We start from the raw sequence: 24,425 nt of genomic DNA, 5'->3' as shown, positions 1-24,425 counted from the left end.
CCATCGCACCGGCCGACCGAGCGCGCCCATCGCACCGGTCGCCGCCGGGATGCTCCTATGGATGTCAAGCGGCTTTGGCGAGGTCGGCGGTGGTCGGTGCTTTGGTGGCGGGGTCGCGAGCCTGCAGGTCGTTGATCAGGGCATGGTAGATCTCGCGCGCGATGTGGCGTTTGAGGCAGCGCATGATGTCTTTCTTGGACAGGCCTTGCGCGGTTCGTCGGTCAACGTATGAGCGGGTGCGTTCGTCCCATCGCATGCGGCTCAGTGCGATGGTATGCAGGGCGTGGTTCGCGGCCCGGTCGCCACCGCGGTTGAGTCGGTGTCGGTCTCGTCGTCCTGAAGAGGCAGGGATCGGGGCCACGCCGCACAGGTGCGCGAACGCCGCTTCGGAGCGCAGCCTGTCTGGGTTGTCGCCCGCGGTGGCCAGAAGCTGCCCGGCGACGTCAGGTCCCACGCCCATGCGGTTCATCAGGGTCGGAGCCGTCTGCGCGGTCAGGGCTTTTAGCTCGACGTCGAGGTCGGCGATCTCCTCACTCAGTGCCAGGATCCGGCGGCTCAGAATGCGTAGTGCCGCCTTGGTCGCGCCGAGGGGACTAGCGAGGTCGCTGGGACGGAACCGGGCGCAGACTGCGGCCAGCTCGCGGGCGGGCAGGCCACGCAACTGGGCTCGCAATTCCTCCGGAGCGGTGATCACCAGCTGCCTGGCCTGGTTGATCGCTTGGGTGCGGGCCTTGACCGCGGAGCGCCGAGGCACACGCAAGGCCCGGACGGCCTCCACGATCCCGTCGCGGGTCTTCGGCACGCCAGTGGCACGCCCGGAGGCGACCGCGGTAGCAGCGGCATAGGCGTCTATCGGGTCGGACTTGCCCTTCATCCGCCGGGTCTTGCGGTCGGGTCGGTCGACTTCGACCACCGGTAGTCCGGCCCGGGCCAGCACCCGAGACAGCTCGGCGCCGTAGGCTCCGGTGCCCTCGACCCCAACGGCCTGCACGGTGCCGTGGCCGCCGAGCCATGAAAGTAGCTGCCGGTACCCGGAACCCGTGGCCGGGAACTCTCGGTCGGCCAGATGCCGCCCGAGGGAGTCGATCACCGCCGCGTGATGGGTCTGGCCATGCGTATCCACTCCGGCGATGACATGCACGTGCTGATCGGACATCATGGTCACTGCTGCCTTTCTCGTTGATCCCGGTGGGGCAGCACGCGCCGGCCAGGCGGGCGGACAAGACAGTGGCGGGGCTTCTGAACCAAGCTCCTATGAGGTCACAAACGCCCGTCCGGTCGCGTGCGTAGCGATCCCCCGAGCGGGCCGACAAATCCGCTTCTAGTCAGCCACCGCGACGGTCAGCCCGTGAGTCAGACCCGCCCGAAGAACCACTACACACATCATCACTGTCAGCCCTCGACGTCCGCCCAGCCCAGCGTCCGCTCGACCGCGTCGTCCCACCGGCGGATCAACCGCTGACGTTCCTCCTCGGGCATCTGCGGCGTCCAGCGGCAGTCCTCCCGCCACAGTTCACGGAGCCGGTCGGGGGAGTCCCACTGACCCACCGCCAGCCCGGCGGCGAACGCGGCACCCAGTGCGGTGGTCTCGGTGACCTCCGGCCGGATCACGTCCACCCCGAGGATGTCGGCCTGGAACTGCATGAGGAAGTCGTTGACCACCATCCCGCCGTCCACCCGCAGCGAATCGGCGGACTCCCCGGCGTCGGCGACCATCGCCGCGGCCATCTCGCGGCTCTGGAAGGCCGTGGCCTCGAGCGCGGCCCGCGCCAGGTGCGCCCGGGTGTGGAAGCGGGTCAGGCCCACCATCACGCCGCGGGCGTCCGGCCGCCAGCGCGGGGCGAGCAGCCCGGAGAAGGCCGGCACCAGGTAGCAGTCGCCGTTGTCCTCCAAGGATCTCGCGAGGTCCTCGGTCTCGTCGGCGGTCGAGATCACCCCGAGGTTGTCGCGCAGCCACTGCACCAGTGACCCCGCCACGGCCACGGACCCCTCGAGGGCGTACACGGGATCGGCGTCCCCCAGCTGGTAGCAGACGGTGGTGAGCAGACCGTTCTCGCTGAACTGCGGCGTCGTGCCCGTATTGAGCAGCAGGAACGCGCCCGTGCCGTAGGTGTTCTTGGCCTCGCCCGGCTCGAAGCAGGTCTGCCCGAACATCGCGGCCTGCTGATCGCCGAGGATCCCGGCGATGGGCGTGCCGCCGAACATCCGCCGTGTCGTCACGTGCCCCAGCACGCCGGAGGAGGGGACGATCCGCGGCAGCATCGCCCGGGGGACGCCGACCTCACGGCACAGCTCGTCACCCCACTCCAGGGACCGCAGATCCATGAGCAGGGTCCGCGACGCGTTGGTGACATCCGTGACGTGGAGGGCCGCCTCGCCGTCGTCGCCACCCCGGCGCCCACCCGTGAGGTTCCACACCAACCACGAGTCTATGGTCCCCGCCAGCAGTTCCCCGGCCTCGGCCCGCTCGGTCCCGCGTTCGCCCCGCTCGTCCAGGTGCTCGAGGATCCACCGGATCTTGGGGCCGGCGAAGTACGTCGACAGGGGCAGGCCGGTGGCGGCGCGGAACCGGTCGTCGCCGTCCGGGTGGGCCTCGGACAACCGTGCGCAGATGCCGGAGGTGCGGGTGTCCTGCCACACGATCGCGTTGTAGACCGGATCGCCGGTCTCCCGGTCCCACACCACCACCGTCTCGCGCTGGTTGGTGATGCCGATGGCGGTCACCGCCGCCGGTTCGAGGTCCACGCTGCTCGCGACCTGGGCCATGGCGGCGCGGACGTTCTGCCAGATCTCCAGCGGGTCGTGCTCGACCCAGCCCGCCCTCGGCAGGATCTGCCGGTGCTCGACCTGCGCCGTCGCCGCGGGCACCGGCATGCCCCGGTCGTCGAAGAGGATCGCCCGTGTCGAGGTGGTGCCCTGGTCGATCGCGAGGATGTAGGAGCTGCGAGTCACACGGCCAAGACTACGTCCGCGTTCGCGTGGACACGTCCGCCTCGCGCGTAGAGTCGTCGGCGACGGGCCGGAACCCGCGCACGGCCCCGGAGGGAGCGCCCATGCCCACGACCAGGTCCCGATCGGTCCTCGGCCCCGACCGCCGCGCCGAGGCCTGGCGCAGATTGTCGGAGGACACCTTCGACATCGTGATCGTGGGCGGGGGTGTGGTGGGCACCGGCAGCGCGCTCGACGCGGCCACCAGGGGGCTGAACGTGGCGCTCGTCGAGGCCCGCGACTTCGCCGCCGGCACGTCCTCCCGCAGCTCGAAGATGTTCCACGGCGGGTTGCGCTACCTCGAGCAGCTCGATTTCGGCCTGGTCGCCGAGGCCCTCCACGAGCGCGAACTCAGCATGACGCGACTGGCCCCGCACCTGGTCACGCCGCTGAAGTTCCTCTTCCCGCTCACCCGTCGGTTCTGGGAACGCCCCTACATGGCCGCAGGATTCGTGCTCTACGACGTGATGGGCGGCTCCAAGAGCGTCCCGCCGCAGAAGCACTACAGCCGCGCGGGAGCGCGCCGCGTGGCCCCGGGGCTGCGCGAGGACGCCGTCGTAGGCGGGATCCGGTACTGGGACACCCTCGTCGACGATGCCCGCCACACCCTCACCCTGGCGCGCACCGCCGCGCACCACGGGGCGGTCGTGGCCAACTCCACCCAGGTGATCGGCTACCTCCGCGACGGCGACCGGGTCACCGGCGTGCGGGTGCGCGACGCCGAGACCGGTCGCGAGACCGACGTCCGGGCCGGGGCCGTGCTCAACGCCGCCGGGGTGTGGACCGACCAGCTGCAGAAGATGCTCGGCGAGGAGGGCGGCTTCACCGTGCGGGCGTCCAAGGGCGTGCACATCGTGGTGGACCGCGACAAGGTCGACTCCGAGGCCGCGCTCATCCTGCGCACCGAGAAGTCCGTGCTGTTCGTCATCCCGTGGGGCGAGTACTGGATCATCGGCACCACCGACACCGACTGGCAACTCGACCTCGCCCACCCGGCGGCCACCGGCGCGGACATCGACTACATCCTCGGCCACGTCAACTCGATGCTCACCACCCCGATCCGGCGCGAGGACGTCCGCGGCGTGTACGCCGGCCTGCGCCCGCTGCTCTCCGGCGGCGCCGACTCCACCGCCAAGCTCTCCCGCGAACACGCCGTGATGAACGTGGCCCCCGGCGCGGTGGTCGTGGCGGGCGGCAAGTACACGACCTACCGCGTGATGGCCGCCGACGCGGTGGACGCCGCCGTGGCGGAACTGGGGGAGCGGGCCGCCGAGGTGCCGCCGTCGACGACCGAGCGGATCCCGCTGCTGGGCGCCGACGGCTACCCCGGGATGGTCAACCGCGCCGACCGGATCGCCGACCAGTACGAGATCCGCGACGACCAGATGCAGCACCTGCTCGGGCGGTACGGAACGCTCGCCGAATACGTCCTCGAGCTCGCCGCCGACCGGCCCGACCTCCTCGATCCCGTCCGGGGAGCCGAGCGCTACCTGCGCGTGGAGATCGTGCACGCCGCCCTCGCGGAGGCCGCCCTGCACCTCGAGGACGTCCTCGTGCGCCGCACCCGGATCTCCATGGAGTACCAGCACGGTGGCGTCGACTGCGCCCGCGAGGTCGCCGAGTTGATGGCGGGCGTTCTCGGCTGGGACGACGAGCGCATCGCCAGGGAGGTGGAGCTGTTCGAGCGGCGGGTCGCCGCCGAGGAGGCGAGCCAGGTGGCGGAGTCCGACGACGAGGCGGACGGATTCCTCCGGCGTGTGCCCGAGGTCCGGGAGTTCCTCGCGGACGCGACCTTCGATCCCGCCAGCGCCCAGCCCGTGGTCGACAGCTCGACCGGCTGACCCGGCCCCGTACGGGCGGGCCGGCCGGGTGGCCCGGCCGCGGTTGGAGTGGCCCGGCCGCGTCCGCGCAGGCCGGCCGGGTGGCCCGCCCGCGGGTGGAGTGGCCCGGCCGCGTCCGGACTCCCTGACGACGAATCCGCCCCTCGCATCTCGACTCGCTCCCGGGGGCCGGGGCGGAGATCGAGATCCGAGGGGCGGATTCGAGTTCGACGCAGATGCGCCAGGGATTCGGCACGTGGTGGGCGCGAGAACGCCCACTACGTCACGAGGTCACTTGATCTCGCAGAGGACCGTTCCCTGGGTCACGGCGGCGCCGGCATCGACGGCGAGGTCGGTGATGACGCCGTCCTTGTGCGCGGTGACCGGGTTCTCCATCTTCATGGCCTCGAGCACGGCCACCAGGTCGCCGGCGGAGACCTCCTGGCCCTCCTCCACGGCGACCTTCACGACGGTGCCCTGCATCGGGGCCGACACGGCGTCACCGGACGCGGCCGCACCTGCGGCGCCGCCACGGGTGCGGGACTTGGCCTTGCGGCGGACGGTCCCGCCGGCATGGGAGCCGCCGAAGGCCAGGTCACCGGGCAGGGAGACCTCGACGCGACGTCCGTCCACCTCGACGACGACCTTCTTGCGCTCGACGGGCTCGTCGTCGTCGGCCGGCGCACCGGTGGGCGACCACGGCTCGATCGGGTTGTCCCACTCCTCCTCGATCCACTTGGTGTAGATGTCGAAGCTCTTGCCGTCACCGACGTATGCCGGGTTGGTGACGATGTGCTGGTGGAACGGCAGGACCGTGGCCATGCCCTCGATCTTGTACTCGGCCAGGGCGCGGGCCGAGCGGGCGAGTGCCTGGTCGCGGTCCTCGCCCCACACGATCAGCTTGGCGAGCATGGAGTCGAACTGGCCGCCGATCGTGTCACCCTGCTCGACGCCCGAGTCCATGCGCACGCCCGGGCCGGTGGGCTCGTGGTAACCGGTGATGGTGCCGGGGGCGGGCAGGAAGCCGCGACCCGCGTCCTCGCCGTTGATGCGGAACTCGAAGGCGTGGCCACGCGGGGCGGGGTCCTCGGTGAACTCGAGCACCTCGCCCTCGGCGATCTTGAACTGCTGCAGGACGAGGTCGATGCCCGCGGTCTCCTCGGTGACCGGGTGCTCCACCTGGAGGCGGGTGTTGACCTCGAGGAAGGAGATCGTGTCGCCCTGGACCATGTACTCGACGGTGCCGGCGCCGTAGTAGCCGGCCTCCTTGCAGATGGCCTTGGCGGAGTCGTGGATCCGCTTGCGCTGGTCGTCGGTGAGGAACGGCGCGGGGGCCTCCTCGACGAGCTTCTGGAAGCGGCGCTGCAGGGTGCAGTCGCGGGTGCCGGCGACGATGACGTTGCCGTGCTGGTCGGCGAGGACCTGGGCCTCGACGTGGCGGGCCTTGTCGAGGTACTGCTCGACGAAGCACTCGCCGCGACCGAACGCGGCGACGGCCTCACGGGTGGCCGACTCGAAGAGCTCGGCGACCTCCTCCATCCTGTGGGCGACCTTCATACCGCGACCGCCACCGCCGAAGGCGGCCTTGATCGCGATGGGCAGGCCGTACTGCTCGGCGAACTTCACGACCTCGTCGGCACCCGCGACGGGGTCCTTGGTGCCGGCGGCCATGGGGGCGTTGGCCCGCTCGGCGATGTGGCGGGCGGTGACCTTGTCGCCGAGGTCCCGGATCGCCTGCGGCGGGGGGCCGATCCAGATCAGGCCTGCGTCGATGACGGCCTGCGCGAAGTCGGCGTTCTCGGACAGGAAGCCGTAGCCGGGATGGATGGCGTCCGCGCCGGACTTGGCGGCGGCGTCGAGGATCTTGTCGAAGACCAGGTACGACTCCGCGGAGGTGGTGCCTCCCAGAGCGAAGGCCTCGTCGGCCAGCTTGACGAACAGTGCGTCGGCGTCGGGCTCGGCGTATACGGCCACGCTGGCCAGGCCGGCGTCCTTCGCCGCACGGATCACACGGACGGCGATCTCGCCGCGGTTGGCGACGAGGACCTTGGTGATGTGAGAGCTGGCATGACTGGGCACTCAGGGCCTCCTGGAGGTAAACGTCTCTACTGTCGATCGGCCGTGGGGCCCACCGAGTTCTTCCGCAGTCTAATGAGAGGCCCCCCTCATGTGTGGTGTTGGGGGTCCAAGGGCTGGCCCGCGGGGGCGGGCCCGCCGGGCGCCGGGCGGCCTGACCTGCGAAGTTGTTGGGCCGGTCACGTCCCCGGGTGGGGAAACCCGGGTGGATTCACGTCCGGAGCTCGGGTCGCCAGACGCGGTGGGCGTTGATTCCGGCACCCTCGAGGAGTCGTCGCAGCAGTGGCAGGCTGAGCCCGATCACGCTCGACGGGTCGCCCTCGATCCGGTCGATGAACCAGCCCCCGAGTGACTCGATCGTGAACGCGCCCGCGCACTCGAGCGGCTCCCCGGTGCGCAGGTACACGTCGAGGTCGGCGTCGGACGGTGCGCCGAAGTGCACCGTGGTGTCGGACGTGTCGGTCTCGGAGTAGGTGACGGCGAGGGGGTCGTCGCCGGTGAGATCGGCCACGATCAGCGCGTGGCCGGTGAGCAGCACCCCGTGACGCCCGCGCATCCTCCGCCAGCGCTCCATGGCGCGCTCGTAGGTGTGGGGTTTGCCCTCGAGGTGGCCGTCGACCAACAGCATCGAGTCGCACCCGACCACCACGAGTGTGTCGGCACCGGCCGACCTCGCCTCGGCCGCGAGAGACTCGCCCTCGCGCTGCAGGACGTCTTCCGCCTTGGCGCGGGCCAGTTCCTCCACGACCCGCACGTGCGGGGTTCCCGGCGGCAGGGCGGCCTGCAGGGCGTCCTCGTCGACCTGAGGGTGGCGGATGAGCGGGTCCACCCCCGCCTGCTCGAGGATCCGCAGTCGGGACGGGGAGGCGGAGGCGAGGACGAGCGCGATCATGGGCCTCAGCGTAGCCACCGGGTCAGGACCGCGGCAGCAGCATCGTGATGGTCAGCGTGGTGGGTTCGAGTGCCCGGACCCGGTGCCGGAGCTTGGCGGTGAGGTGGAGGATTTCGCCGGTGCGCAGTTCGAGTGTGCGGTCCGGCAGGCCGAACTCCACGCGTCCCCGCAGCAGCTGGATCAGGATGGGGTGGAACGCGGCGTGGTCGGGCATCTCCTGGCCCTCGTCGAACTCGAACGCGACGATCTTGGCGGTCTCGTCCTGGTGGACGACCGTGGCCCCGGGGCGGGTGGCGGACGGCGCCGCCCTCCCGATGACGTCGGTGTGGTGCGTGGCGGTGCCCTCGTCGGTGCCGGCACGACGGCCGTGATCGCGATCCTCGGCCACGGGGTCGCGGGTGGGACCGCCGGATGCCCCGGCGTCCCGCCCGGGAGACGTGGCCTCCCGCCCGGCGGAGGTGGCTTCCTCGGACATCGACGGTCCTCCTCGAGAACTGCCCGCCGACCGGTCCGGCGGCGGTGCCACCACCCTACTGATCCGACGCAGCAGCCCTGATACGACACAGCCGCCCCCGTGCCCGTGCTCCAGCGCGTGCATCGGCACGCGTGGGGGGCGGGGACGGGGGCGGCTCGTGGTGCGGCCCGTCCTCTGCGCTCAGTACTGGCGGCGGTTGAGGAACGAGCTCGGGCTGTATCCGAACGGCGGACGCAGGCGGTCCTCGTAGGATCCCCAGTCATCCCTGACGCCGGTGTCGTGCTCACTCGCGTGGGCGGCGTTCCCCTGCGCGGTCGCGAAGACCGCGGACAGGATGCCCACCTCCGTGGGAGTGGGGTTGCCGCCCACGATCTCGAAGAACGGCTTCTCCGGCTGCCCGGCGGGGTCCTGCTGCTGCTCGCCGGTCACAGCGGGATGTTCCCGTGCTTCTTGGCCGGCACCTCGACGACCTTGCGGTCGAGCAGCCGCAGTGCCTGGGCGACCTGCAGGCGGGTGTGCGAGGGCGGGATGACCGCGTCGACGTAGCCACGCTCGGCGGCGACGTACGGGTTGACGAGGGTGTCCTCGTACTCGGCCTGGAGCTTGAGCCGGAGTGCGTCGACGTCCTCGCCGTTGGCCGCGGCCTGCTTGAGCTGGTCGCGGTAGACGAAGCCGACGGCTCCGGAGGCGCCCATGACGGCGATCTCTGCGGTCGGCCACGCGAGGTTGATGTCGGCGCCCATGTGCTTGGAGCCCATGACGTCGTACGCGCCACCGTAGGCCTTGCGGGTGATGACGGTGACCTTGCCGACGGTGGCCTCACCGTAGGCGTAGAGCAGCTTGGCGCCGCGGCGGATGATCCCGTCGAACTCCTGGCCGGTCCCGGGCAGGAAGCCCGGCACGTCGACCAGCGTGAGGATGGGGATGTTGAACGCGTCGCAGGTACGGACGAAGCGGGCGGCCTTCTCGGAGGCCTTGATGTCCAGGCAGCCGGCGAACTGGGTGGGCTGGTTGGCGACCACGCCCACGCTGCGGCCCTCGATACGGCCGTAACCGACGATGACGTTCATCGCGTACTGGCCCTGGATCTCCAGGAACTCGCCGTCGTCGACGATGTGCGAGATGACCTCGTGCATGTCGTACGGGCTGTTGGAGGAGTCGGGGATGATCGTGTCGAGATCGTGGTCCTCGAGCGTGAGGTTGTCCTCGATCGCACCCTCGGCGACGGGGAACGGGAACCGCGGGGCCTCGGCACGGTTGTTGCTCGGGAGGTAGGAGAGCAGGTCCTTGACGAAGTCCAGGGCGTCCTGCTCGTCACTGGCGGTGTAGTGGGACACGCCCGACTTGGTCATGTGCGTGGTGGCGCCGCCGAGTTCCTCCTGCGAGACCTCCTCGCCGGTGACGGTCTTGATGACGTCGGGGCCCGTCACGAACATCTGCGACGTCTTGTCGACCATCACGGTGAAGTCGGTCAGCGCGGGGGAGTAGACGTGGCCGCCGGCCGACGGGCCCATGATCAGGGAGACCTGCGGGATGACACCCGACGAGAGGACGTTGCGGTGGAAGATCTCGCCGTACAGGCCGAGCGAGACGACGCCCTCCTGGATCCGGGCGCCGGCGCCGTGGTTGATGCCGATCATCGGACGGCCGGTCTTGAGGGCCAGATCCATGACCTTGACGATCTTCTCGCCGTAGACCTCGCCCAGCGACCCGCCGAAGACGGTGGCGTCCTGCGAGAAGACGCAGACGCTCCGGCCGTCGATCGTGCCGTAGCCGGTGATGACACCGTCGCCCAGCGGCCGGCGCTCGGCGAGACCGAACGTCGTGGCCCGGTGGCGGGCCAGGGCGTCGATCTCGACGAACGAGCCCGGGTCGAGAAGGTTCTCGATGCGCTCGCGGGCCGTCATCAGGCCCTTGTCGTGTGTTTTGTCCACCGCGGCCTGCCCCATCGGGGCCCGGGCCTCGTCGAGGCGCCGACGCAGCTCGGACAGCTTCCCGGCGGTCGTGTGGATGTCGGGGGTCGCGGATGCCGTCGGTACGTCGTTAGACAGAGCCGAGTTCACGTCCGGTTCTGAGGCAGTCGTCATGTTGCAAGACTCTAACCAGTGACCCGCCTCCGTGGCGACGTGACCCGGCGTACATCCCCCGGCGGCGACCCCGCCCGATGTCCGAGCGGCGACATACGCTGGGGGTCGTGCACGCAGATCCAGGTACCGAGATCCCGCCCAGGTTGGACGCCGACGCGCTCCGTCGCGCTCTGGTGGAGGGCCCGGACGCGCCGTACTCGTCACTCGACGTCGTCGACGACATCGGGTCGACGAACGCCGAGTTGATCTCCCGCGCGGCCGGGGGTGCCCCCGACCGCAGCGTGTTGCTGGCCGAGCACCAGGCGTCCGGCCGCGGTCGCCTCGGTCGCGTGTGGACCGCCCCGCCGCGCACGCAGGTCGCCGTGAGCGTCCTGTTGCGCCCCGGAGCGATCTCGCCGACCCTCTTCGGATGGCTGCCCCTCGTCACCGGTCTCGCGGTGAGGGACGGGCTGCGCGAGGCCGGTGGCGTGGACCCGACGCTCAAGTGGCCCAACGACGTCCTGGTGGACGGGCGCAAGATCGCCGGCATCCTCGCCGAGATGACCACCGTCCCGGGCGGCGGGGACTTCCCCGTCCGGCTGCCGGCCGTGGTGGTGGGGGTCGGCATCAACGTCTCACTCACCCGCGAGCAGCTGCCGGTGCCCCACGCCACCTCGCTGGCGCTGGCCGGCGGGTCCGGTGACCGGGACGGCGTGGCCCGCGCCGTCCTGGAGGCGCTGGCTCTGCGCCACCGCCAGTGGCGCGAGTGCGAGCGCGGGAGCGGATCGACCGTCTCGGACCTGCTCATGACGACCTACACCGAGGCCTGCTCCACCGTCGGCGCCGAGGTGAGGGTCGAACTACCCGGGGACGTCGTGCGGACCGGGCGCGCGGACAGGGTCGACCGCGACGGCCGCCTCGTCGTCGTCGACCCCGACGGTGAGTTCGCCGTCGCCGCCGGCGACGTCACCCACGTCCGTGGCGTCGGCGGTCGGTGGGGCGGCTGAGCCGTGGGTTTCATCCGATCGGTCCTCGCGCCGGGGGAGACGCTCATCGTCCACACCCACCCGCACTGGCGCGCCCTCGTCCGCCCGGCGCTGGTCACGGTGGTCGGGGCGGGTCTCGCGGGGATCGCCGGCGGCTTCATCGAGGTACAGGTGGTCCACGCCGGGGACCGTACGGCGACCTGGGCCATGGTCGCGGTGCTGTACGCCCTGGTCGTTCTCCGGTTCGGACTCTGGCCCCTGACCCGGTGGACGCGGACCGACCTGGTGGTCACCGACGAGAGGGTGCTCTACCGGCCGGCTGGATCCTCGCGGAGGTGCGTGGACGTGCCGCTGCGCAGGATCAGCGCCGTCAGGTTCCGCCACACCCTCACCGACCGCGCCCTGGGCACGGGATGCCTGATCCTCGAGCTCGGTCACCTGCCGCCGGTGGAGATCGACCACGTCCCGGAGGTCGCCCGCGTCCACGCCGCCGTCTACGACGAGCTCATGCGACTGCCACCCCCGCCCCCGCCCGCTCCGGTCGCCGCGGCGCCACGGTTCCGCTGGGGGCTCCCGGGGCGGCGGTGACGACCCCGCCCCGCGTGAGACCATGGGCGACGTGAACGACGACTCGCGCATCCGCCGCAATCCCCTCGGCACGCCCGTCGTGGCGATGATCGGTGGGGGACAACTCGCCCGCATGACCCACCAGGCGGCCGTCGCCCTCGGCCAGACGCTGCGCGTGCTCGCCGCCGACCCGCAGGACCCGGCCGCCCAGGTCACGCCGGATGTGGTGATCGGCGCGCACGATGATCCCGACGCCGTCCGCGCCGCCGCGGAGGGCGCCGACGTCATGACCTTCGACCACGAGCACGTGCCCCCGCAGATCCTGCTCGAGCTGGAATCCGCCGGGGTCGCCGTCCGTCCCCGCGCGTCCGCGCTCATCCACGCCCAGGACAAGCTGGTCATGCGGCGGGCGTTGGCGGAGATCGGCGCCCCGGTCCCGCCGTTCACCGGCGTGGACTCGCTCGACGACGTCCGGCGTTTCCACGCCGAACAGGACGGGAACATCGTCCTCAAGGCCGCGCGGGGCGGGTACGACGGTCGGGGCGTGTGGATGCCGGGCTCGCTGGAGGAGGCAGAGCGGATCGCCGACGAGCAGCTCGCCGCCGGGGTGCCGATGATGGCCGAGGCCCGCGTCCCGTGGACCCGGGAGCTGTCCGCGATGGTGGCCCGGTCCCCGTTCGGGCAGGGCGCGGTGTGGCCGGTCGTCGAGACCGTCCAGCGCGACGGGATCTGCTCGGTGGCGATCGCGCCCGCCCCCGGGCTGCCCGACGACCTGCGCTCGGCCGTGCAGGCCACCGCACTGCGACTGGCCGAGCACCTCGACGTGACCGGCGTGATGGCCGTGGAACTGTTCGAGGTCATCGGCTCGGACGGTCGCCCGGGAGTGCTCGTCAACGAGCTCGCGATGCGTCCCCACAACTCCGGCCACTGGACGATGGACGGGGCCACCACCAGCCAGTTCGAGCAGCACCTGCGGGCCGTACTCGACTACCCGCTCGGCTCCACCGTCCCGACCGCGCCCCTCACCGTGATGGCCAACGTCCTCGGCGCTCCCGAGACGCCGGAGATGAGCATGGACGAGCGCGTCCACCACCTCGCCGCCCGGTTCCCGCATGCGAAGGTGCACCTCTACGGCAAGTCCGAGCGGCACGGCCGCAAGATCGGGCACGTCAACGTCCTGGCAGACCCGGGCGTCGACCCGGACGACGCGGACCAGGTGGCCTCCGTCCGCGCGGTCGCGGAACTCGCGGCCCACTGGCTCTCCCACGCGCAGTGGGCCGACGGCTGGGACCCCCACACGGGGGCTGCCGTCGGGGACTTCGAACGCTGAGTGCACCACCGGAACGCTGAGCGCACCACACCGAGGAAAGGCGACGAGATGACCGAGCGACAGGACGGGCCGCAGGTCGGTCTGATCATGGGCAGCGACTCCGACTGGCCCACCATGGAGGCCGCGGCGGAGGCGCTCGCGGAGTTCGGGATCACCTTCGAGGTCGGGGTGGTCTCGGCACACCGCACCCCGCAGAAGATGCTCGACTACGCCCGCTCGGCGGCCGGCCGGGGCGTCCGCGTGGTGATCGCGGGAGCGGGCGGCGCCGCGCACCTCCCGGGGATGGTCGCCTCGGCCACGCCGCTGCCGGTCATCGGTGTCCCCGTGCCGCTCAAGCACCTGGACGGCATGGATTCCCTGCTGTCGATCGTGCAGATGCCCGCCGGTGTCCCGGTGGCCACCGTGTCGATCGGCGGGGCGCGGAACGCGGGTCTGCTCGCGGTGCGGATCCTCGCCGCCTCCGACCCCGCCCTGCGCGAGCGGATGGAGGCGTTCCAGACCGAGCTGGAGGCGATGGTCGAGCGCAAGGACGAGGCCCTGCGCCGCCAACTGCTCGGCTGATCGCCACCGCGGGGGCGCGGCGGGGCCGACGGCGCCGACGGGGGCCGACTTCCGACTGGTAATTTGAAGGGCCGGACGCGGCCTCGCGTCTCCCGCGGCGATACTGGCGGCCGACTAGCGTCAGCGGCCCCTCCGCGAGAACCTGGCCGGCGCCCGCCGCGCGATCAGCACCGACGAATCCCTCATGGAGGCCCGCATATGTCCGGTAACCCCGACTTCGACCTGTACCGCCCGGCGGAGGAGCACGAAGAGCTCCGGGCCGCGATCCGAGCCCTGTCGGAGAAGGAGATCGAGCCCCACGCCGCGGCCGTCGACGAGGACGAGCGGTTCCCCCAGGAGGCCCTCGACGCGCTCAACGCCTCGGGCTTCAACGCGGTCCACGTGCCGGAGGAGTACGGCGGGCAGGGCGCGGACTCCGTGGCGGCCTGCATCGTGATCGAGGAGGTCGCCCGCGTCTGTGGTTCGTCCTCGCTGATCCCCGCCGTCAACAAGCTCGGCACCATGGGCCTGATCCTGGCCGGTGGCGAGGAGCTCAAGCAGAAGGTCCTTCCCGAGATCGCCGAGGGCAAGATGGCCTCCTACGCGCTGTCCGAGCGTGAGGCCGGCTCCGACGCGGCGGCCATGCGCACCCGCGCCCGCCAGGACGGCGACGACTGGATCCTCAACGGCTCCAAGGCGTGGATCACCAATGGCGGCAAGTCGACCTGGTACACCGTCATGGCCGTGACGGACCCCGAGAAGGGTGCCGGCGGGATCTCCGCGTTCATGGTCCACGCCGACGACGAGGGTTTCGGCGTGTCCAAGACCGAGAAGAAGCTCGGCATCAAGGGTTCGCCCACCGCGGAGCTGTACTTCGAGGACGTCCGCATCCCGGGCGACCGGATCATCGGCGCGCCGGGCACCGGCTTCAAGACCGCCCTGCAGACCCTCGACCACACCCGCCCGACCATCGGCGCGCAGGCCGTCGGTATCGCGCAGGGCGCCCTGGATGCGGCGATCGCCTACACCAAGGAGCGCAAGCAGTTCGGCCGCGCGATCTCGGACTTCCAGAACACGCAGTTCATGCTGGCCGACATGGCGATGAAGGTGCAGGCCTCGCGCCTGATGGTCTACACGGCCGCCGCCAACGCCGAGCGCGGCTCCGCGCCCGGTGGCGAGAAGCTGGGCTTCATGGCCGCCGCCTCCAAGACCTTCGCCTCGGATGTCGCGATGGAGGTCACCACCAACGTCGTGCAGCTGTTCGGCGGCGCCGGGTACACGCGTGACTTCCCGGTCGAGCGCATGATGCGCGACGCCAAGATCACCCAGATCTACGAGGGCACCAACCAGATCAACCGCATGGTCATGGCCCGCCAGCTCCTGGCCTGATGCCCGGGGCGCCGGCCCGCTGACCGGCACACCCTCCGCGAATCCGCTACTCCGATTCCGGATCTGCTACCCGTATAAGAGGCGCGGATCCGGAATCGGAGTAGCGGATTTTCGCGTCGCTGGCGCGCTGGGGCGCTGGGGCGCGGCGTCGCTGGGGCGCGTGTCGCGGGCGCCGGGCGATCAGAGGGTGAGCGTGGTGCGTTCGGTGGCCGCCACGTCGGCGACCGCGGGATCGTCCGCGTCTGCTCCCGTGACGAGCACCGCCGTGCCACCGGAGGCGAACACCCGGGCCAGGACCTGCACCACGTCGTCGCGATCGGAGCCCGCCACGAGGGCACGGCCCGCCAGGGCGGGGTCGGCCAGTTCGGACAGCGGAGCGCCGTCGAGGGCGAGCGGGCCCCCGCCGGAGGGCACGAACGCGTCCGGGTGGATGCGGCAGGCCTCGGCGAGGTCGGTGACGCCCGGGGGGACCTCGACGCCAGCGGCCGCCAGCGGGCGGCCCATCGGGTCGGTGGTCATGAGGAGGGTCTCGACGTCGGTGGGGTGGCGGTCGAGGCGGTCGGAGACGGTGACGACGGCGACGGCGTCGTCCGCGGCCCCTGTGCTCACCTCGGCGCCCGCCCACCAGGCGCCGAGGAGGACGCCCACGGTGAGCCAGTGCGCGGGCAGGTCGCACACGATCACGTCGCCCGGCATCACCCCGAGCTCGTCGCGCAGGAGTCCGGCGATCTTCGCGGCCCAGTTCGCGGTGGAGGTGACGGACAGTTCCACTCGTGACGGGGCGGCCTGGTCGTAGTGGGTGACCATGGGGGTTCCCGGGTCGAGTGCGAGGAGCGGCTGCAGGACGGTGTCGGCGGCGGTGGTCACTCTGGGCCTCCCGGGTGGTGGTCGGTCAGTGGGCGCAGTCGGTCGGTGGGCGCAGTCGGTCAGTTGACGCAGGGGACGTCCGAGCCCGCGTCGAAGGTCGGGCGGTCCGCGATGGACGGCGGCAGCGGCGCATAGGAGGAGGTGGTGGGGGAGTACGACTCGGTGCCGGCGGCGTCGCCGGTGGGGCCACTGTAGTCCTCGGCCAGGACGACGCGGACGGAGCCGTCGGGCAGCGCTGGGTCGACCTGCACGGGCAGGCCGCCGAGGGCCTCCGATACGGCAAAGGCGGCGTCGTCGTCGGCGGAGGCTGCGGCGACGTGCGAGGTGTAGGCGGCGGCCGGGTCGGTGAGCAGGTCGCCTGCGGTGTAGCCGAGCTCGGTGAGGGCTCCGGAGACCTGCGCGGCCAGACCGTCGATCGCGGTGGTGTTGACCACGGAGACCGTCACCTCCGCGGGGTCCGGCCCCGGCGCGTCGGTGGGGGTCTGCTCCGGATCGGTGGTGGCGTCGGCGTCCGCTTCCCGATCCTCGGTGCTCGCGAAACCGGCCACGAACTCCGACACCTGGGCGGGGTCGGCGGTGACGATGGACTCGCCCCACTCGGTGAACGAGTCGATGCTGGTGACCGGGATGGTCTCGAATCGAACGTTGCCGCCGCTGATGTCCTGGAGCTTCATGGCGAAGTCGACGAAGTCCCAGTTCTCGTCGATGACGAAGGACCGCTTGGCGGCGTCGACCAGCGCACCGAGTTTCGAGGGGTCGGCCAGGGTGCCGGCGGAGAGGATCTTCTTGACCAGCTGGGACATGAACACCTGCTGACGGACGATCCGGTCGAGGTCGCCCGCGGGCAGGTCATGGCGTTGGCGCACGAAGCTCAGGGCGTCCGATCCGGAGACCGTCTGGACGCCGGCACGGAAGTTCGCGCCCGACAGCGGCTCGTCGACCGGCTCGTTGAGGCAGACGGGGACGCCGCCGACCGCGTCGGTGAGCAGTACGAACCCCAGGAGGCCGATTTCGGCGTAGTGATCGGCCTGGACGCCGGTGAGATCCTCGACGGCGCCGATGAGGCCGTTGCGCCCGGCCTTGACCGCGGCGCGCTGGTCCTCCTCGGTCAGTTCACCGTCCGGGTCGGACGCGACGGCACGCTCGAGGTGGGCCTCTTTGTTCGCGGCGTAGACGCCGTTGATCTTGCTCCCGCCGACCGAGCTGGTCTCCACGTAGACATCGCGGGGGATGGAGATCGCGGTGGCGGAACTGCCGTCCTCGGGGATCCTGATGAGGAGGATCGTGTCGGTGTTCTCGCCCTCCTCCTCGCCGGTCCGGATCGTGGCCAGTTCCTCCTGGCTGAGGGGGTTGCCCTGAGCGTCGGTCCGGTTGTCCGTGCCCACCAGCAGGATGTCGACGGCGCCGTCGAGGCCACCGTCGCCCACGTCGAGACCTCCGGCGGAGGTCAGGTCCGAGCTGAGTCCGTTGAACAGGGTCCACCCGACGCCGGTGACCAGGAGGCACAGGGCGGAGACGAGGGCGGCCACGGCGCGACCGACCCGGTACGCGACCGGGCGGGTCGGGGTGGCGTGACGCCGTCCCCGTGCCCGGCCGGGGGCACGACGGGGAGTCGCTGGCAGCTCGGCGCTCATCCACCGTCCTTGTCGTCGAGTAGGGCCGCTCGAGGCCGCCGATGATGATCAACGGTACCGCGCCGCGCGCCGGGCGTCGGAATCCGTGGGGTGCGTCGTAGGGTGTTGCGCGTGACGACCCGACTACCCGTCGTGACGGTGACGTACTCGCCGGGCGACCACCTCCGCAGCTTCGTCGAGACCCTCCCCGCGGCCACGACCCGGCAGGTCGGCCTGGTGATGGCGGACAACGGGTCGACGGACGGCGCGCCGGAGGAGGTCGCGGCGGAGTACGGGTTCGCGGAGTTCTTCCCGACCGGCGGCAACCTGGGGTACGGCACCGCCATCAACCGGGCGGTGACGCTGATCGCCGGCCGGCCGGAGGATTTCGACCAGGAGTTCGTCCTGGTGGTCAACCCGGACGTGACCTTCGAACCCGGGTCGGTGGACGAGCTCCTCGCCGCCGCCGCACGCTGGCCGCGGGCCGCCGCGTTCGGCCCGCGGATCTCCGAGACCGACGGGTCCGTGTACCCGTCCGCCCGGGCGGTGCCACGTCTGGGCGCGGGGATCGGCCACGCCCTGCTCGGCCAGGTGTGGCCGCGGAACCCGTGGACGGCGGGATACCTCGACGACGCGGACATGGAGACCGAGCGGGCCGCCGGGTGGCTGTCGGGTTCGTGCCTGCTGCTGCGCCGGGCGGCGTTCGATGCCCTGGGCGGGTTCGACGAGCGGTATTTCATGTACCTCGAGGACATCGACCTGGGCGACCGTCTCGGCAGGGCCGGGTGGCAGAACGTCTACGTGCCCGCCGCCGTCATCCACCATGACCAGGGTCACGCTGCGAACGCGGTGCCGGAGTTCACCCTCCGGGCGCACCACCGCAGCGCGTACCTGTTCCAGGCGGACAGGCACCCACACGCCTGGCAGGCACCGATACGCTGGGCGCTCAGAGCGGGCCTGGAGTTGCGGTGTCGCCTGGCGATCCGGTCCGCCCGGCGCGCCGCGGGCTGAGCCCGACACCCCGGAACCGAGTCCCATCCACCGGCCACCGGAGCGGGGCGAGCGCGCCCCCGCCCGCGGCCCTTTCGACAGCAGGAGCCTTCACCGTGACCTCGACGACCCCCGGGAGTGCCACCGCCGACGACGACCTGATCGCGGACACCGAGGCGGTGGTGCTGGTCGGCGGCAAGGGCACCCGGCTCAGGCCCCTGACGATCTCGGCGCCCAAGCCGATGCTGCCCACCGCGGGCCTGCCCTTCCTGACCCACCTGCTCTCCCGGATCCGGGCGGCCGGCATCCGGCGCGTCGTGCTGGGGACCTCCTTCAAGGCCGAGGTCTTCGAGGAGTACTTCGGCGACGGGTCGGCCCTGGACCTGGACATCTCCTACGTCGTGGAGACCGAACCCCTGGGCACCGGCGGCGGCATCCGCAACGTCCTGTCCGAGCTCACCGCCTCGACGGTCATGGTGTTCAACGGCGACGTCCTCGGCGGGACCGACCTGCGGGAAATCCTCGCCCTGCACCGCGAGAAGAACGCCGACCTGACGATGCACCTGGTCCGCGTCTCCGATCCGCGCGCGTTCGGCTGCGTCACCACCGACGACGACGGGCGCGTCCAGGACTTCCTGGAGAAGACCCAGGATCCGCCGACCGACCAGATCAACGCCGGCTGCTACGTGTTCCGCCGTGAGCTCATCGAGCAGATCCCCGAGGGCCAGCCGGTGTCGGTCGAGCGTGAGACCTTCCCCCAGTTGCTCAGTGAGGGCCGGCGCGTCTACGGGTTCGTCGACTCCGCCTACTGGCGGGACATGGGCACGCCGGAGGACTTCGTGCGCGGCTCGGCGGACCTGGTCCGCGGCATCGCCCCGTCGCCGGCGCTCGACGGCCACGCGGGGGAGTCCCTGGTCCACGAGGGTGCCGGGATCGGGGCGGGCGCCGTCCTGGTCGGCGGGACCGTCGTGGGGCGCGGCGCGGAGATCGGGGCCGGGGCCAGACTGGACGGCGCGGTCGTCTTCGACGGTGCCCGCATCGAGGCCGGGGCGACGGTCGAGCGTTCGATCGTCGGATTCGGCGCGAGAATTGGCCACCGGGCGCTCATCCGGGACGGCGTGATCGGTGACGGCGCCGACATCGGTGCCCGCTGCGAGCTCCTGCGCGGTGCCCGCGTGTGGCCGGGGGTGCAGATCCCCGACGGCGGGATCCGCTACTCCACCGACATGTAGGCCCGGCCGGCCTTCGCCACCCATCCGATGTCTCGCCACCCATCGGATCCGGCAGGTGGCGCGACATCGGATAGGTGGCGCTCATGGCCGCTACCGACTCACTCGACCGTCAGGTAGGCGTCACCTGCCGGCCGCGGCTCCCGTGGCGGGACCGTCTCGGCGGGCACGCCCACCGCGACCGCGCCGAGCGGCCGCCACGAGCCCGGCAACCCCAGTTCGCGGCGGGTGGTGTCGGCGGCGAAGATCGTCGACCCCACCCAGCACGAGCCCAGGCCTCGCGCGGCGAGCGCCACCAGCAGCGACTGCACCGCGGCACCTCCGGCGACGGTGAACATGGTCTCCTCGCAGGCGGCCCGGCGGGCGTCCGGGTAGTCGTGTGCACCGGCGTCGTCGTCGACGAACGGCAGGATCAGCTCGGGGCAGGTGCGCAGCAGGTCGCCGCGCCCGAGTCGACGGGCCAGGACCTCGCCGGTGTGCCCGTCGGCGCGCAGGTCGCGTTCCCAGTCCGAGCGCAGGGCGTCCAGCAGCCGCACGCGCGCGTGGCCCGTGACCCGCACGAACCGGACGGGAGTGCTGTGGTGCGGTGCGGGGGCGGTGAGCGCATCCGCCACGGCGCCGGCCAGCAGGTCCGCGTCGACGGACTCGTCGGAGAACCGTCGCACCGAGCGACGGGCGGGAACAGCCTCCCGTCTCCCCTGCGCCAGTGCCTCGGCGGTGCCCAACCGGAACAGGTCCGAGGACCCGCCCCTGACCAGGTCACGGGCCCGCCGGGGGACGTCCACCTCGTCGTCGTCGTTGTTGGTGTCGTCGTCGTCGCCGTTGTCGTGACCGTCGTCCAGCAGCAGGTGCCCGATCCCGCGCACCACGGCGACCGGTCGCGCCCCGAGCTTGCCCTTGACCAGGTCCGCCGCTGATGCGATCTCGTCGGCCACGGCGACGTCGGTCACCAACAGTTCGTTGCCCTGGCGGTCCACGGCGCCGTCGTACCCCACCGACACCCGCAGTCCGGCGGCGCCGATGGCCATGTCGATCTGGCCGGTGCGCCAGGCCCGCCCCATCGTGTCGGTGACGACGACGGCGACGCGCGCGCCGGTGAGGCGTCGGAGTTCGCGGGCGAGCGCGGCGGCGGAGGCGTCGGGATCCTCGGGGAGCAGCGCGAGCTCGCGGGCCTCGACGTTGGAGCCGTCGACCCCGGCGGCGGCCTGGACGATCCCCAGCCGGTTCTCCGTGATGAGCGTGCGGTTGACGCGCGCGACCACGCGGACCGACTCGGCGTCCACGAGCCGCCGGCGCAGGGCGTCGCGCTGGTCCGGGTCGGTGGGGGCGGGAACGATCCGCCCCTCGGTCTTGGACAGCACCTTGGAGGTCAGCACCACCACGTCGCCGTCGACGAGGCCGTGCCGGTCGGCGGTGAGCGCGTCGGCGAGGGCGCGCGCGAGGTCGTCACCGGGCCGGAACTCGGGCAGGCCGTCGGGTGCCCACATGACGACGTCCGCGGGCGCGGCGTGTTCGACGGTCCAGCAGCGGATTTCGGGGAGCGCGCCGTCGGTCATCGGTCGGTCCGGGCGGGGACCTCGAGGCCGGCCAGGTCGATCGCGGCGGCGACCATGTCCGCGGTGGCGTCGGGGTCGGTCATGAGCAGCGGGACCTCCCGGATCGCGACGCCGTCGACCGCGCCGGAGCCGTCGGCGGGCGCGTCGCCCGGGGCCACGAGCCAGCCGTCGAGCAGGCCGGTGCCGGAGCGGGCGCCGTAGTGGCGCGCCACGGCCGTCGCGGAGGTCTCGACTCCGATCGCCGTGAGGCACGTGTCGGCCATGCCGCGCAGCACCGCCCCGCCGATCACCGGGCTGATGCCCACCACGGGGGCGGGGGTGGACCGCAGCGCGGCGCGGATCCCGGGCACCGCGAGGATCGCGCCGACGGAGACCACGGGGTTGGAGGGGGCGACGACGACGAGGTCGGCCGTCTCGATCGCCTCGAGCGTCTCCGGGGTCGGCGTGGCGGCATCGGCGCCGACCTGCACGAAGCCGGAAGGCGTCAGTTGCGCCCGGTGCTTGACCCACCACTCCTGGAAGTGGATCGCCCGCGGGCCGGGGGCGTCCGCGTCAGGGCCGTCGCCGGGGGTCGCCGCGTCGCCCGCGCCGGTCCCGTCGTCGGCCGTGCCGCCGGTCACGACCACGTGCGTCTCGCAGCGGTCGTCGGTCACGGGCAGCAGGCGTACGCCGGGGGACCAGCGGGTCGACAGCGCCTCGGTGACGTGGGTGAGCCGGTAGCCGGCGTCGAGCATCTGCGTGCGCACCAGGTGGGTGGCCAGATCCTTGTCGCCCAGCCCGAACCAGTCGGGCTGCACGCCGTATGCCGCGAGTTCGTCCCGGCAGTTCCACGTCTCCCCGGCGTGGCCCCAGCCGCGCTCGGGGTCGATGCCGCCGCCGAGGGTGTACATGCAGGTGTCGAGGTCGGGGCAGATGCGGACCCCGTGCATCCAGGCGTCGTCGCCGACGTTGACCACCGCGTCGATACGATGCGGCGAACCCGCTCGGGCGGACTCGGCGTCCAGTCCGAGTAGTCGGCGGGCGCCGAGCAGGAAACGGGCGCCACCGACGCCGCCGGCCAGAACACAGATCTTCACACGGACGAGAGTAGTGACGGTGCGTGCGACGCCGCGCCGGTGGGCCGGACAGGCCCGGTCCGGGAGGGTGGCGGGCGCGCCGGGGACGTGTCCCACGCCACAATCGGGGCGGCGTGTCACCGGCCGCGGCGGGTGGGGAAAATGGTAGGTATCCCCGATTTCGCTTGACCTATACGGCTTGCATGTGTGTAATCACAGGTGTGTCATTCCCTGGTGGGTGACGGTGAACATCGCACAGACATCAGACAATCCGCGATCCGGCAGGGCTCCCTCGGCCGTGTCGGCGACGGGCACTCAGACGCGGACCATCGCGCACGAACATGCAACACGAAGGGATGACCGTGGATCGACAGTCACGCACCGTCGCGGGACCCGAGCTGGCCCTGGTCGACCTCGGTGTCTCCGGCCTGTTCGTCGAGGACGAGCAGGAGAGCTGGCAGGAACGGGCTCTGTGCGCGCAGACCGATCCCGAGGCGTTCTTCCCGGAGAAGGGCGGGTCGACCCGCGAGGCCAAGAAGATCTGCACCGGCTGCGAGGTCAAGGCCGAGTGCCTCGAGTACGCGCTGGCCAATGACGAGCGCTTCGGCATCTGGGGCGGGCTGTCCGAGCGTGAGCGGCGGCGCATCAAGCGCGACGCCGTCATGTGAGCCGCGTGCGGGTCATCCCAGCCCGTCACCCGGCCCCGTCTTCCGGCGCCACCTCCCACCCCCTGACCGCCCCGTACCGGGCGGTCAGTTCTCGTCGGGGCCGGCCTCGACCTCGTCGGGGGAGAGTTCCAGGTGCTGGGAGACCAGTTCGACCAACACGGAGTAGATGAGGTCCCGCAGGTCATCGCTGTCCGGCGCGCGCCGGGACAGGGGCTTGCGGAACAACACCAGCCGCGCCCGGGTCGGCTGCCCCGAGCGGTCGACGCCCGCCGGCACCAGGCGGGCGAGCGGGACGTCGCCGTCGGCCACGACCTCCTCGGGCCACGTCTCGCCGGGACGCAGTCGCATGCGGGGCACCATGTCGACCGCGAGGTCCAGATGCACCAGTCGGGAGTGCCAGTGCTGGTCGATCTCCGCGAACGCCTCGAGCGCGGCGGCGTCGAACTCGGCCGACCGGCTGCGCCACCTCGGCACCTCCGGGGGCAGGATCGGGCCGCGGGGGCCGTGCCCGCGTCGGTCCGCCCGCCGGGAGGTGACCACACGCGGGCCGCGACGCCCCGGGTCCCCGGGGAAATCTCGGACCGAGATCCGGCTGCCGGCGCACACGTCGCTCTGGCCGGCACCGGGGATCGCGGTGCCGGTGGGCGGTCGGCCGGGTACCGGGGCGGTGGGGGTCATGGCGCGAGGATAACCCCGCTCGTGGCGGGTGCGTCGAACCGGCGTGGGCGGGTCGCGGCCCCTCCGCCCCGGGTGCGGGACTACCCTGGGGCCTCGTGAGTGAGAACCGTCGTTGCTGCCGTCCGGGATGTCCCAACCGCGCGGTCGCCACGCTCACCTACGTCTACGCCGACTCCACGGCCGTCATCGGCCCGCTGCCCGCGGTCCGCGAGCCGCACGCCTGGGATCTCTGCGCGGCCCACGCACTGCGCATCACCGCCCCCCGGGGCTGGGACCTGGTGCGCCACCCGGACATCGACACCTCGGCCGAGGACTCGGACCTCACGGCGTTGCTCGACGCGGTCACCGGCGGCCCGGTCGGCGGGCGCAGGACCGGCGCCGCACTGGTCGACGCCGATCGCCTGCGTCGTCTCGGTGTCTCCGATCCCGGGCCGGTCCTCGACGACGCACGGAGCCGCACGGAGGCCGGGTCCGGCCCCGCCACCGGCCCCTCCGGCGCGACCGGACGTCCCCACCTGCGGGTCGTGCCGGACATGGCCACCGCGCCCGACGCCGGGGCCGGCGGGTCCGGTGACGGCCGACCGGAGCCGGGCCCCGCCCCCCGCTGAGCCGCGGCCCGCGAGGTCGGTCCGCCGCCAGT

22 protein-coding genes are annotated in these 24,425 nt (G+C 71.9%); 10 read left to right on the top strand and 12 right to left on the bottom strand.

Annotated features, from left to right (window positions below):
• Positions 1–64: 64 nt before the first annotated feature.
• Positions 65–1,156, bottom strand: coding sequence for an IS110 family transposase (locus tag CK206_RS06320; protein ID WP_187699930.1), 1,092 nt, complete (start codon positions 1,154–1,156; stop codon positions 65–67).
• A 236-nt stretch (positions 1,157–1,392) separates the two neighbouring features.
• Complete coding sequence (gene glpK, locus CK206_RS06315) at positions 1,393–2,952, bottom strand: glycerol kinase GlpK (RefSeq protein WP_069389188.1); 1,560 nt, start codon at positions 2,950–2,952, stop codon at positions 1,393–1,395.
• A 101-nt stretch (positions 2,953–3,053) separates the two neighbouring features.
• Between glpK and CK206_RS06310 the strand changes: the two genes are divergently transcribed.
• Positions 3,054–4,829 (top strand): glycerol-3-phosphate dehydrogenase/oxidase, encoded by a 1,776-nt coding sequence (locus CK206_RS06310; RefSeq protein ID WP_096905896.1) that lies wholly within the window; start codon positions 3,054–3,056, stop codon positions 4,827–4,829.
• Between the two features lie 270 nt (positions 4,830–5,099).
• Here the strand turns inward: CK206_RS06310 and CK206_RS06305 are convergent, their stop codons facing one another.
• The 5 genes from CK206_RS06305 to CK206_RS06285 form a co-directional block, all read right to left on the bottom strand.
• The gene (locus CK206_RS06305; RefSeq protein ID WP_067712221.1) at positions 5,100–6,887 is read right to left on the bottom strand and encodes an acetyl/propionyl/methylcrotonyl-CoA carboxylase subunit alpha; all 1,788 of its coding nucleotides are present in this window, start codon (positions 6,885–6,887) and stop codon (positions 5,100–5,102) included.
• Positions 6,888–7,095: 208 nt separating this feature from the next.
• Positions 7,096–7,776 carry a nucleoside triphosphate pyrophosphatase gene (locus tag CK206_RS06300; RefSeq protein ID WP_096905895.1) on the bottom strand — a complete coding sequence of 227 codons (681 nt, stop codon included), beginning with the start codon at positions 7,774–7,776 and terminating at the stop codon, positions 7,096–7,098.
• Positions 7,777–7,798: 22 nt separating this feature from the next.
• Positions 7,799–8,251 (bottom strand): cupin domain-containing protein, encoded by a 453-nt coding sequence (locus CK206_RS06295; RefSeq protein WP_254050501.1) that lies wholly within the window; start codon positions 8,249–8,251, stop codon positions 7,799–7,801.
• A gap of 180 nt (positions 8,252–8,431) precedes the next feature.
• Positions 8,432–8,680 (bottom strand): acyl-CoA carboxylase subunit epsilon, encoded by a 249-nt coding sequence (locus tag CK206_RS06290; protein WP_096905894.1) that lies wholly within the window; start codon positions 8,678–8,680, stop codon positions 8,432–8,434.
• Positions 8,677–10,338 (bottom strand): acyl-CoA carboxylase subunit beta, encoded by a 1,662-nt coding sequence (locus CK206_RS06285; RefSeq protein WP_067712234.1) that lies wholly within the window; start codon positions 10,336–10,338, stop codon positions 8,677–8,679. The genes CK206_RS06290 and CK206_RS06285 overlap by 4 nt, the downstream gene beginning before the upstream one ends.
• Positions 10,339–10,415: 77 nt before the next feature.
• Between CK206_RS06285 and CK206_RS06280 the strand changes: the two genes are divergently transcribed.
• The 5 genes from CK206_RS06280 to CK206_RS06260 all read left to right on the top strand — a co-directional run bounded on the left by CK206_RS06280 (position 10,416) and on the right by CK206_RS06260 (position 15,129).
• On the top strand, positions 10,416–11,324 hold the full coding sequence (locus CK206_RS06280; protein WP_096905893.1) for a biotin--[acetyl-CoA-carboxylase] ligase: 909 nt from the start codon (positions 10,416–10,418) through the stop codon (positions 11,322–11,324).
• Between the two features lie 3 nt (positions 11,325–11,327).
• On the top strand, positions 11,328–11,891 hold the full coding sequence (locus CK206_RS06275; RefSeq protein ID WP_096905892.1) for a PH domain-containing protein: 564 nt from the start codon (positions 11,328–11,330) through the stop codon (positions 11,889–11,891).
• Between the two features lie 22 nt (positions 11,892–11,913).
• Positions 11,914–13,200 carry a 5-(carboxyamino)imidazole ribonucleotide synthase gene (locus CK206_RS06270; RefSeq protein ID WP_096905891.1) on the top strand — a complete coding sequence of 429 codons (1,287 nt, stop codon included), beginning with the start codon at positions 11,914–11,916 and terminating at the stop codon, positions 13,198–13,200.
• A gap of 48 nt (positions 13,201–13,248) precedes the next feature.
• Positions 13,249–13,761 carry a 5-(carboxyamino)imidazole ribonucleotide mutase gene (purE, locus tag CK206_RS06265; RefSeq protein ID WP_096905890.1) on the top strand — a complete coding sequence of 171 codons (513 nt, stop codon included), beginning with the start codon at positions 13,249–13,251 and terminating at the stop codon, positions 13,759–13,761.
• 198 nt (positions 13,762–13,959) lie between these two features.
• Complete coding sequence (locus CK206_RS06260) at positions 13,960–15,129, top strand: acyl-CoA dehydrogenase family protein (RefSeq protein ID WP_067712247.1); 1,170 nt, start codon at positions 13,960–13,962, stop codon at positions 15,127–15,129.
• A 180-nt stretch (positions 15,130–15,309) separates the two neighbouring features.
• Here CK206_RS06260 and CK206_RS06255 read toward each other — a convergent pair whose 3' ends face one another.
• Together CK206_RS06255 and CK206_RS06250 are read right to left on the bottom strand one after the other, a co-directional pair.
• A complete protein-coding gene (locus CK206_RS06255; RefSeq protein ID WP_096905889.1) occupies positions 15,310–15,996 on the bottom strand; it encodes a TIGR03089 family protein in 687 nt (228 codons plus the stop codon).
• 59 nt (positions 15,997–16,055) lie between these two features.
• Positions 16,056–17,630, bottom strand: a complete 1,575-nt coding sequence (locus CK206_RS06250; protein WP_096905888.1) for an LCP family protein — start codon at positions 17,628–17,630, stop codon at positions 16,056–16,058.
• 111 nt (positions 17,631–17,741) lie between these two features.
• Here CK206_RS06250 and CK206_RS06245 point away from each other — a divergent pair, with 111 nt between their 5' ends.
• Entirely contained in the window at positions 17,742–18,620 is an 879-nt protein-coding gene (locus CK206_RS06245; RefSeq protein ID WP_096905887.1) for a glycosyltransferase family 2 protein, read from the top strand.
• Positions 18,621–18,715: 95 nt separating this feature from the next.
• Positions 18,716–19,831, top strand: coding sequence for a sugar phosphate nucleotidyltransferase (locus CK206_RS06240; protein ID WP_227022368.1), 1,116 nt, complete (start codon positions 18,716–18,718; stop codon positions 19,829–19,831).
• Positions 19,832–19,929: 98 nt separating this feature from the next.
• Here CK206_RS06240 and CK206_RS06235 read toward each other — a convergent pair whose 3' ends face one another.
• Positions 19,930–21,384 (bottom strand): coenzyme F420-0:L-glutamate ligase, encoded by a 1,455-nt coding sequence (locus CK206_RS06235; RefSeq protein WP_096905886.1) that lies wholly within the window; start codon positions 21,382–21,384, stop codon positions 19,930–19,932.
• The gene (locus tag CK206_RS06230) at positions 21,381–22,460 is read right to left on the bottom strand and encodes a 2-phospho-L-lactate transferase CofD family protein (protein WP_067712261.1); all 1,080 of its coding nucleotides are present in this window, start codon (positions 22,458–22,460) and stop codon (positions 21,381–21,383) included. Before CK206_RS06230 ends, CK206_RS06235 begins: the two co-directional genes overlap by 4 nt.
• Before the next feature lie 335 nt (positions 22,461–22,795).
• Here CK206_RS06230 and CK206_RS06225 point away from each other — a divergent pair, with 335 nt between their 5' ends.
• Entirely contained in the window at positions 22,796–23,107 is a 312-nt protein-coding gene (locus CK206_RS06225; RefSeq protein ID WP_067712264.1) for a WhiB family transcriptional regulator, read from the top strand.
• Positions 23,108–23,191: 84 nt separating this feature from the next.
• On the opposite strand, the gene CK206_RS06220 is transcribed toward CK206_RS06225, so the two are convergent.
• Complete coding sequence (locus tag CK206_RS06220; RefSeq protein WP_307872458.1) at positions 23,192–23,713, bottom strand: metallopeptidase family protein; 522 nt, start codon at positions 23,711–23,713, stop codon at positions 23,192–23,194.
• 167 nt (positions 23,714–23,880) lie between these two features.
• Between CK206_RS06220 and CK206_RS06215 the strand changes: the two genes are divergently transcribed.
• Complete coding sequence (locus CK206_RS06215; RefSeq protein WP_067712267.1) at positions 23,881–24,393, top strand: DUF3499 domain-containing protein; 513 nt, start codon at positions 23,881–23,883, stop codon at positions 24,391–24,393.
• Positions 24,394–24,425 lie beyond the last annotated feature (32 nt).

Origin of the sequence: Dietzia sp. WMMA184 (assembly GCF_002441635.1) — a bacterium.
GTDB lineage: Bacteria > Actinomycetota > Actinomycetes > Mycobacteriales > Mycobacteriaceae > Dietzia > Dietzia kunjamensis.
This window is presented reverse-complemented; position numbering and strand designations above follow the sequence as displayed.

Coding starts and splice junctions, on each gene's coding strand:
- CK206_RS06320 (WP_187699930.1), bottom strand. CDS start 1,156: ATGTCCGATCAGCACGTGCATGTCATCGCCGGAGTGGATACGCATGGC.
- CK206_RS06250 (WP_096905888.1), bottom strand. CDS start 17,630: ATGAGCGCCGAGCTGCCAGCGACTCCCCGTCGTGCCCCCGGCCGGGCA.
- CK206_RS06235 (WP_096905886.1), bottom strand. CDS start 21,384: ATGACCGACGGCGCGCTCCCCGAAATCCGCTGCTGGACCGTCGAACAC.
- CK206_RS06260 (WP_067712247.1), top strand. CDS start 13,960: ATGTCCGGTAACCCCGACTTCGACCTGTACCGCCCGGCGGAGGAGCAC.
- CK206_RS06280 (WP_096905893.1), top strand. CDS start 10,416: ATGTCCGAGCGGCGACATACGCTGGGGGTCGTGCACGCAGATCCAGGT.
- CK206_RS06270 (WP_096905891.1), top strand. CDS start 11,914: ATGGGCGACGTGAACGACGACTCGCGCATCCGCCGCAATCCCCTCGGC.
- CK206_RS06295 (WP_254050501.1), bottom strand. CDS start 8,251: ATGTCCGAGGAAGCCACCTCCGCCGGGCGGGAGGCCACGTCTCCCGGG.
- CK206_RS06225 (WP_067712264.1), top strand. CDS start 22,796: ATGACCGTGGATCGACAGTCACGCACCGTCGCGGGACCCGAGCTGGCC.
- CK206_RS06300 (WP_096905895.1), bottom strand. CDS start 7,776: ATGATCGCGCTCGTCCTCGCCTCCGCCTCCCCGTCCCGACTGCGGATC.
- CK206_RS06285 (WP_067712234.1), bottom strand. CDS start 10,338: ATGACGACTGCCTCAGAACCGGACGTGAACTCGGCTCTGTCTAACGAC.
- CK206_RS06310 (WP_096905896.1), top strand. CDS start 3,054: ATGCCCACGACCAGGTCCCGATCGGTCCTCGGCCCCGACCGCCGCGCC.
- purE (WP_096905890.1), top strand. CDS start 13,249: ATGACCGAGCGACAGGACGGGCCGCAGGTCGGTCTGATCATGGGCAGC.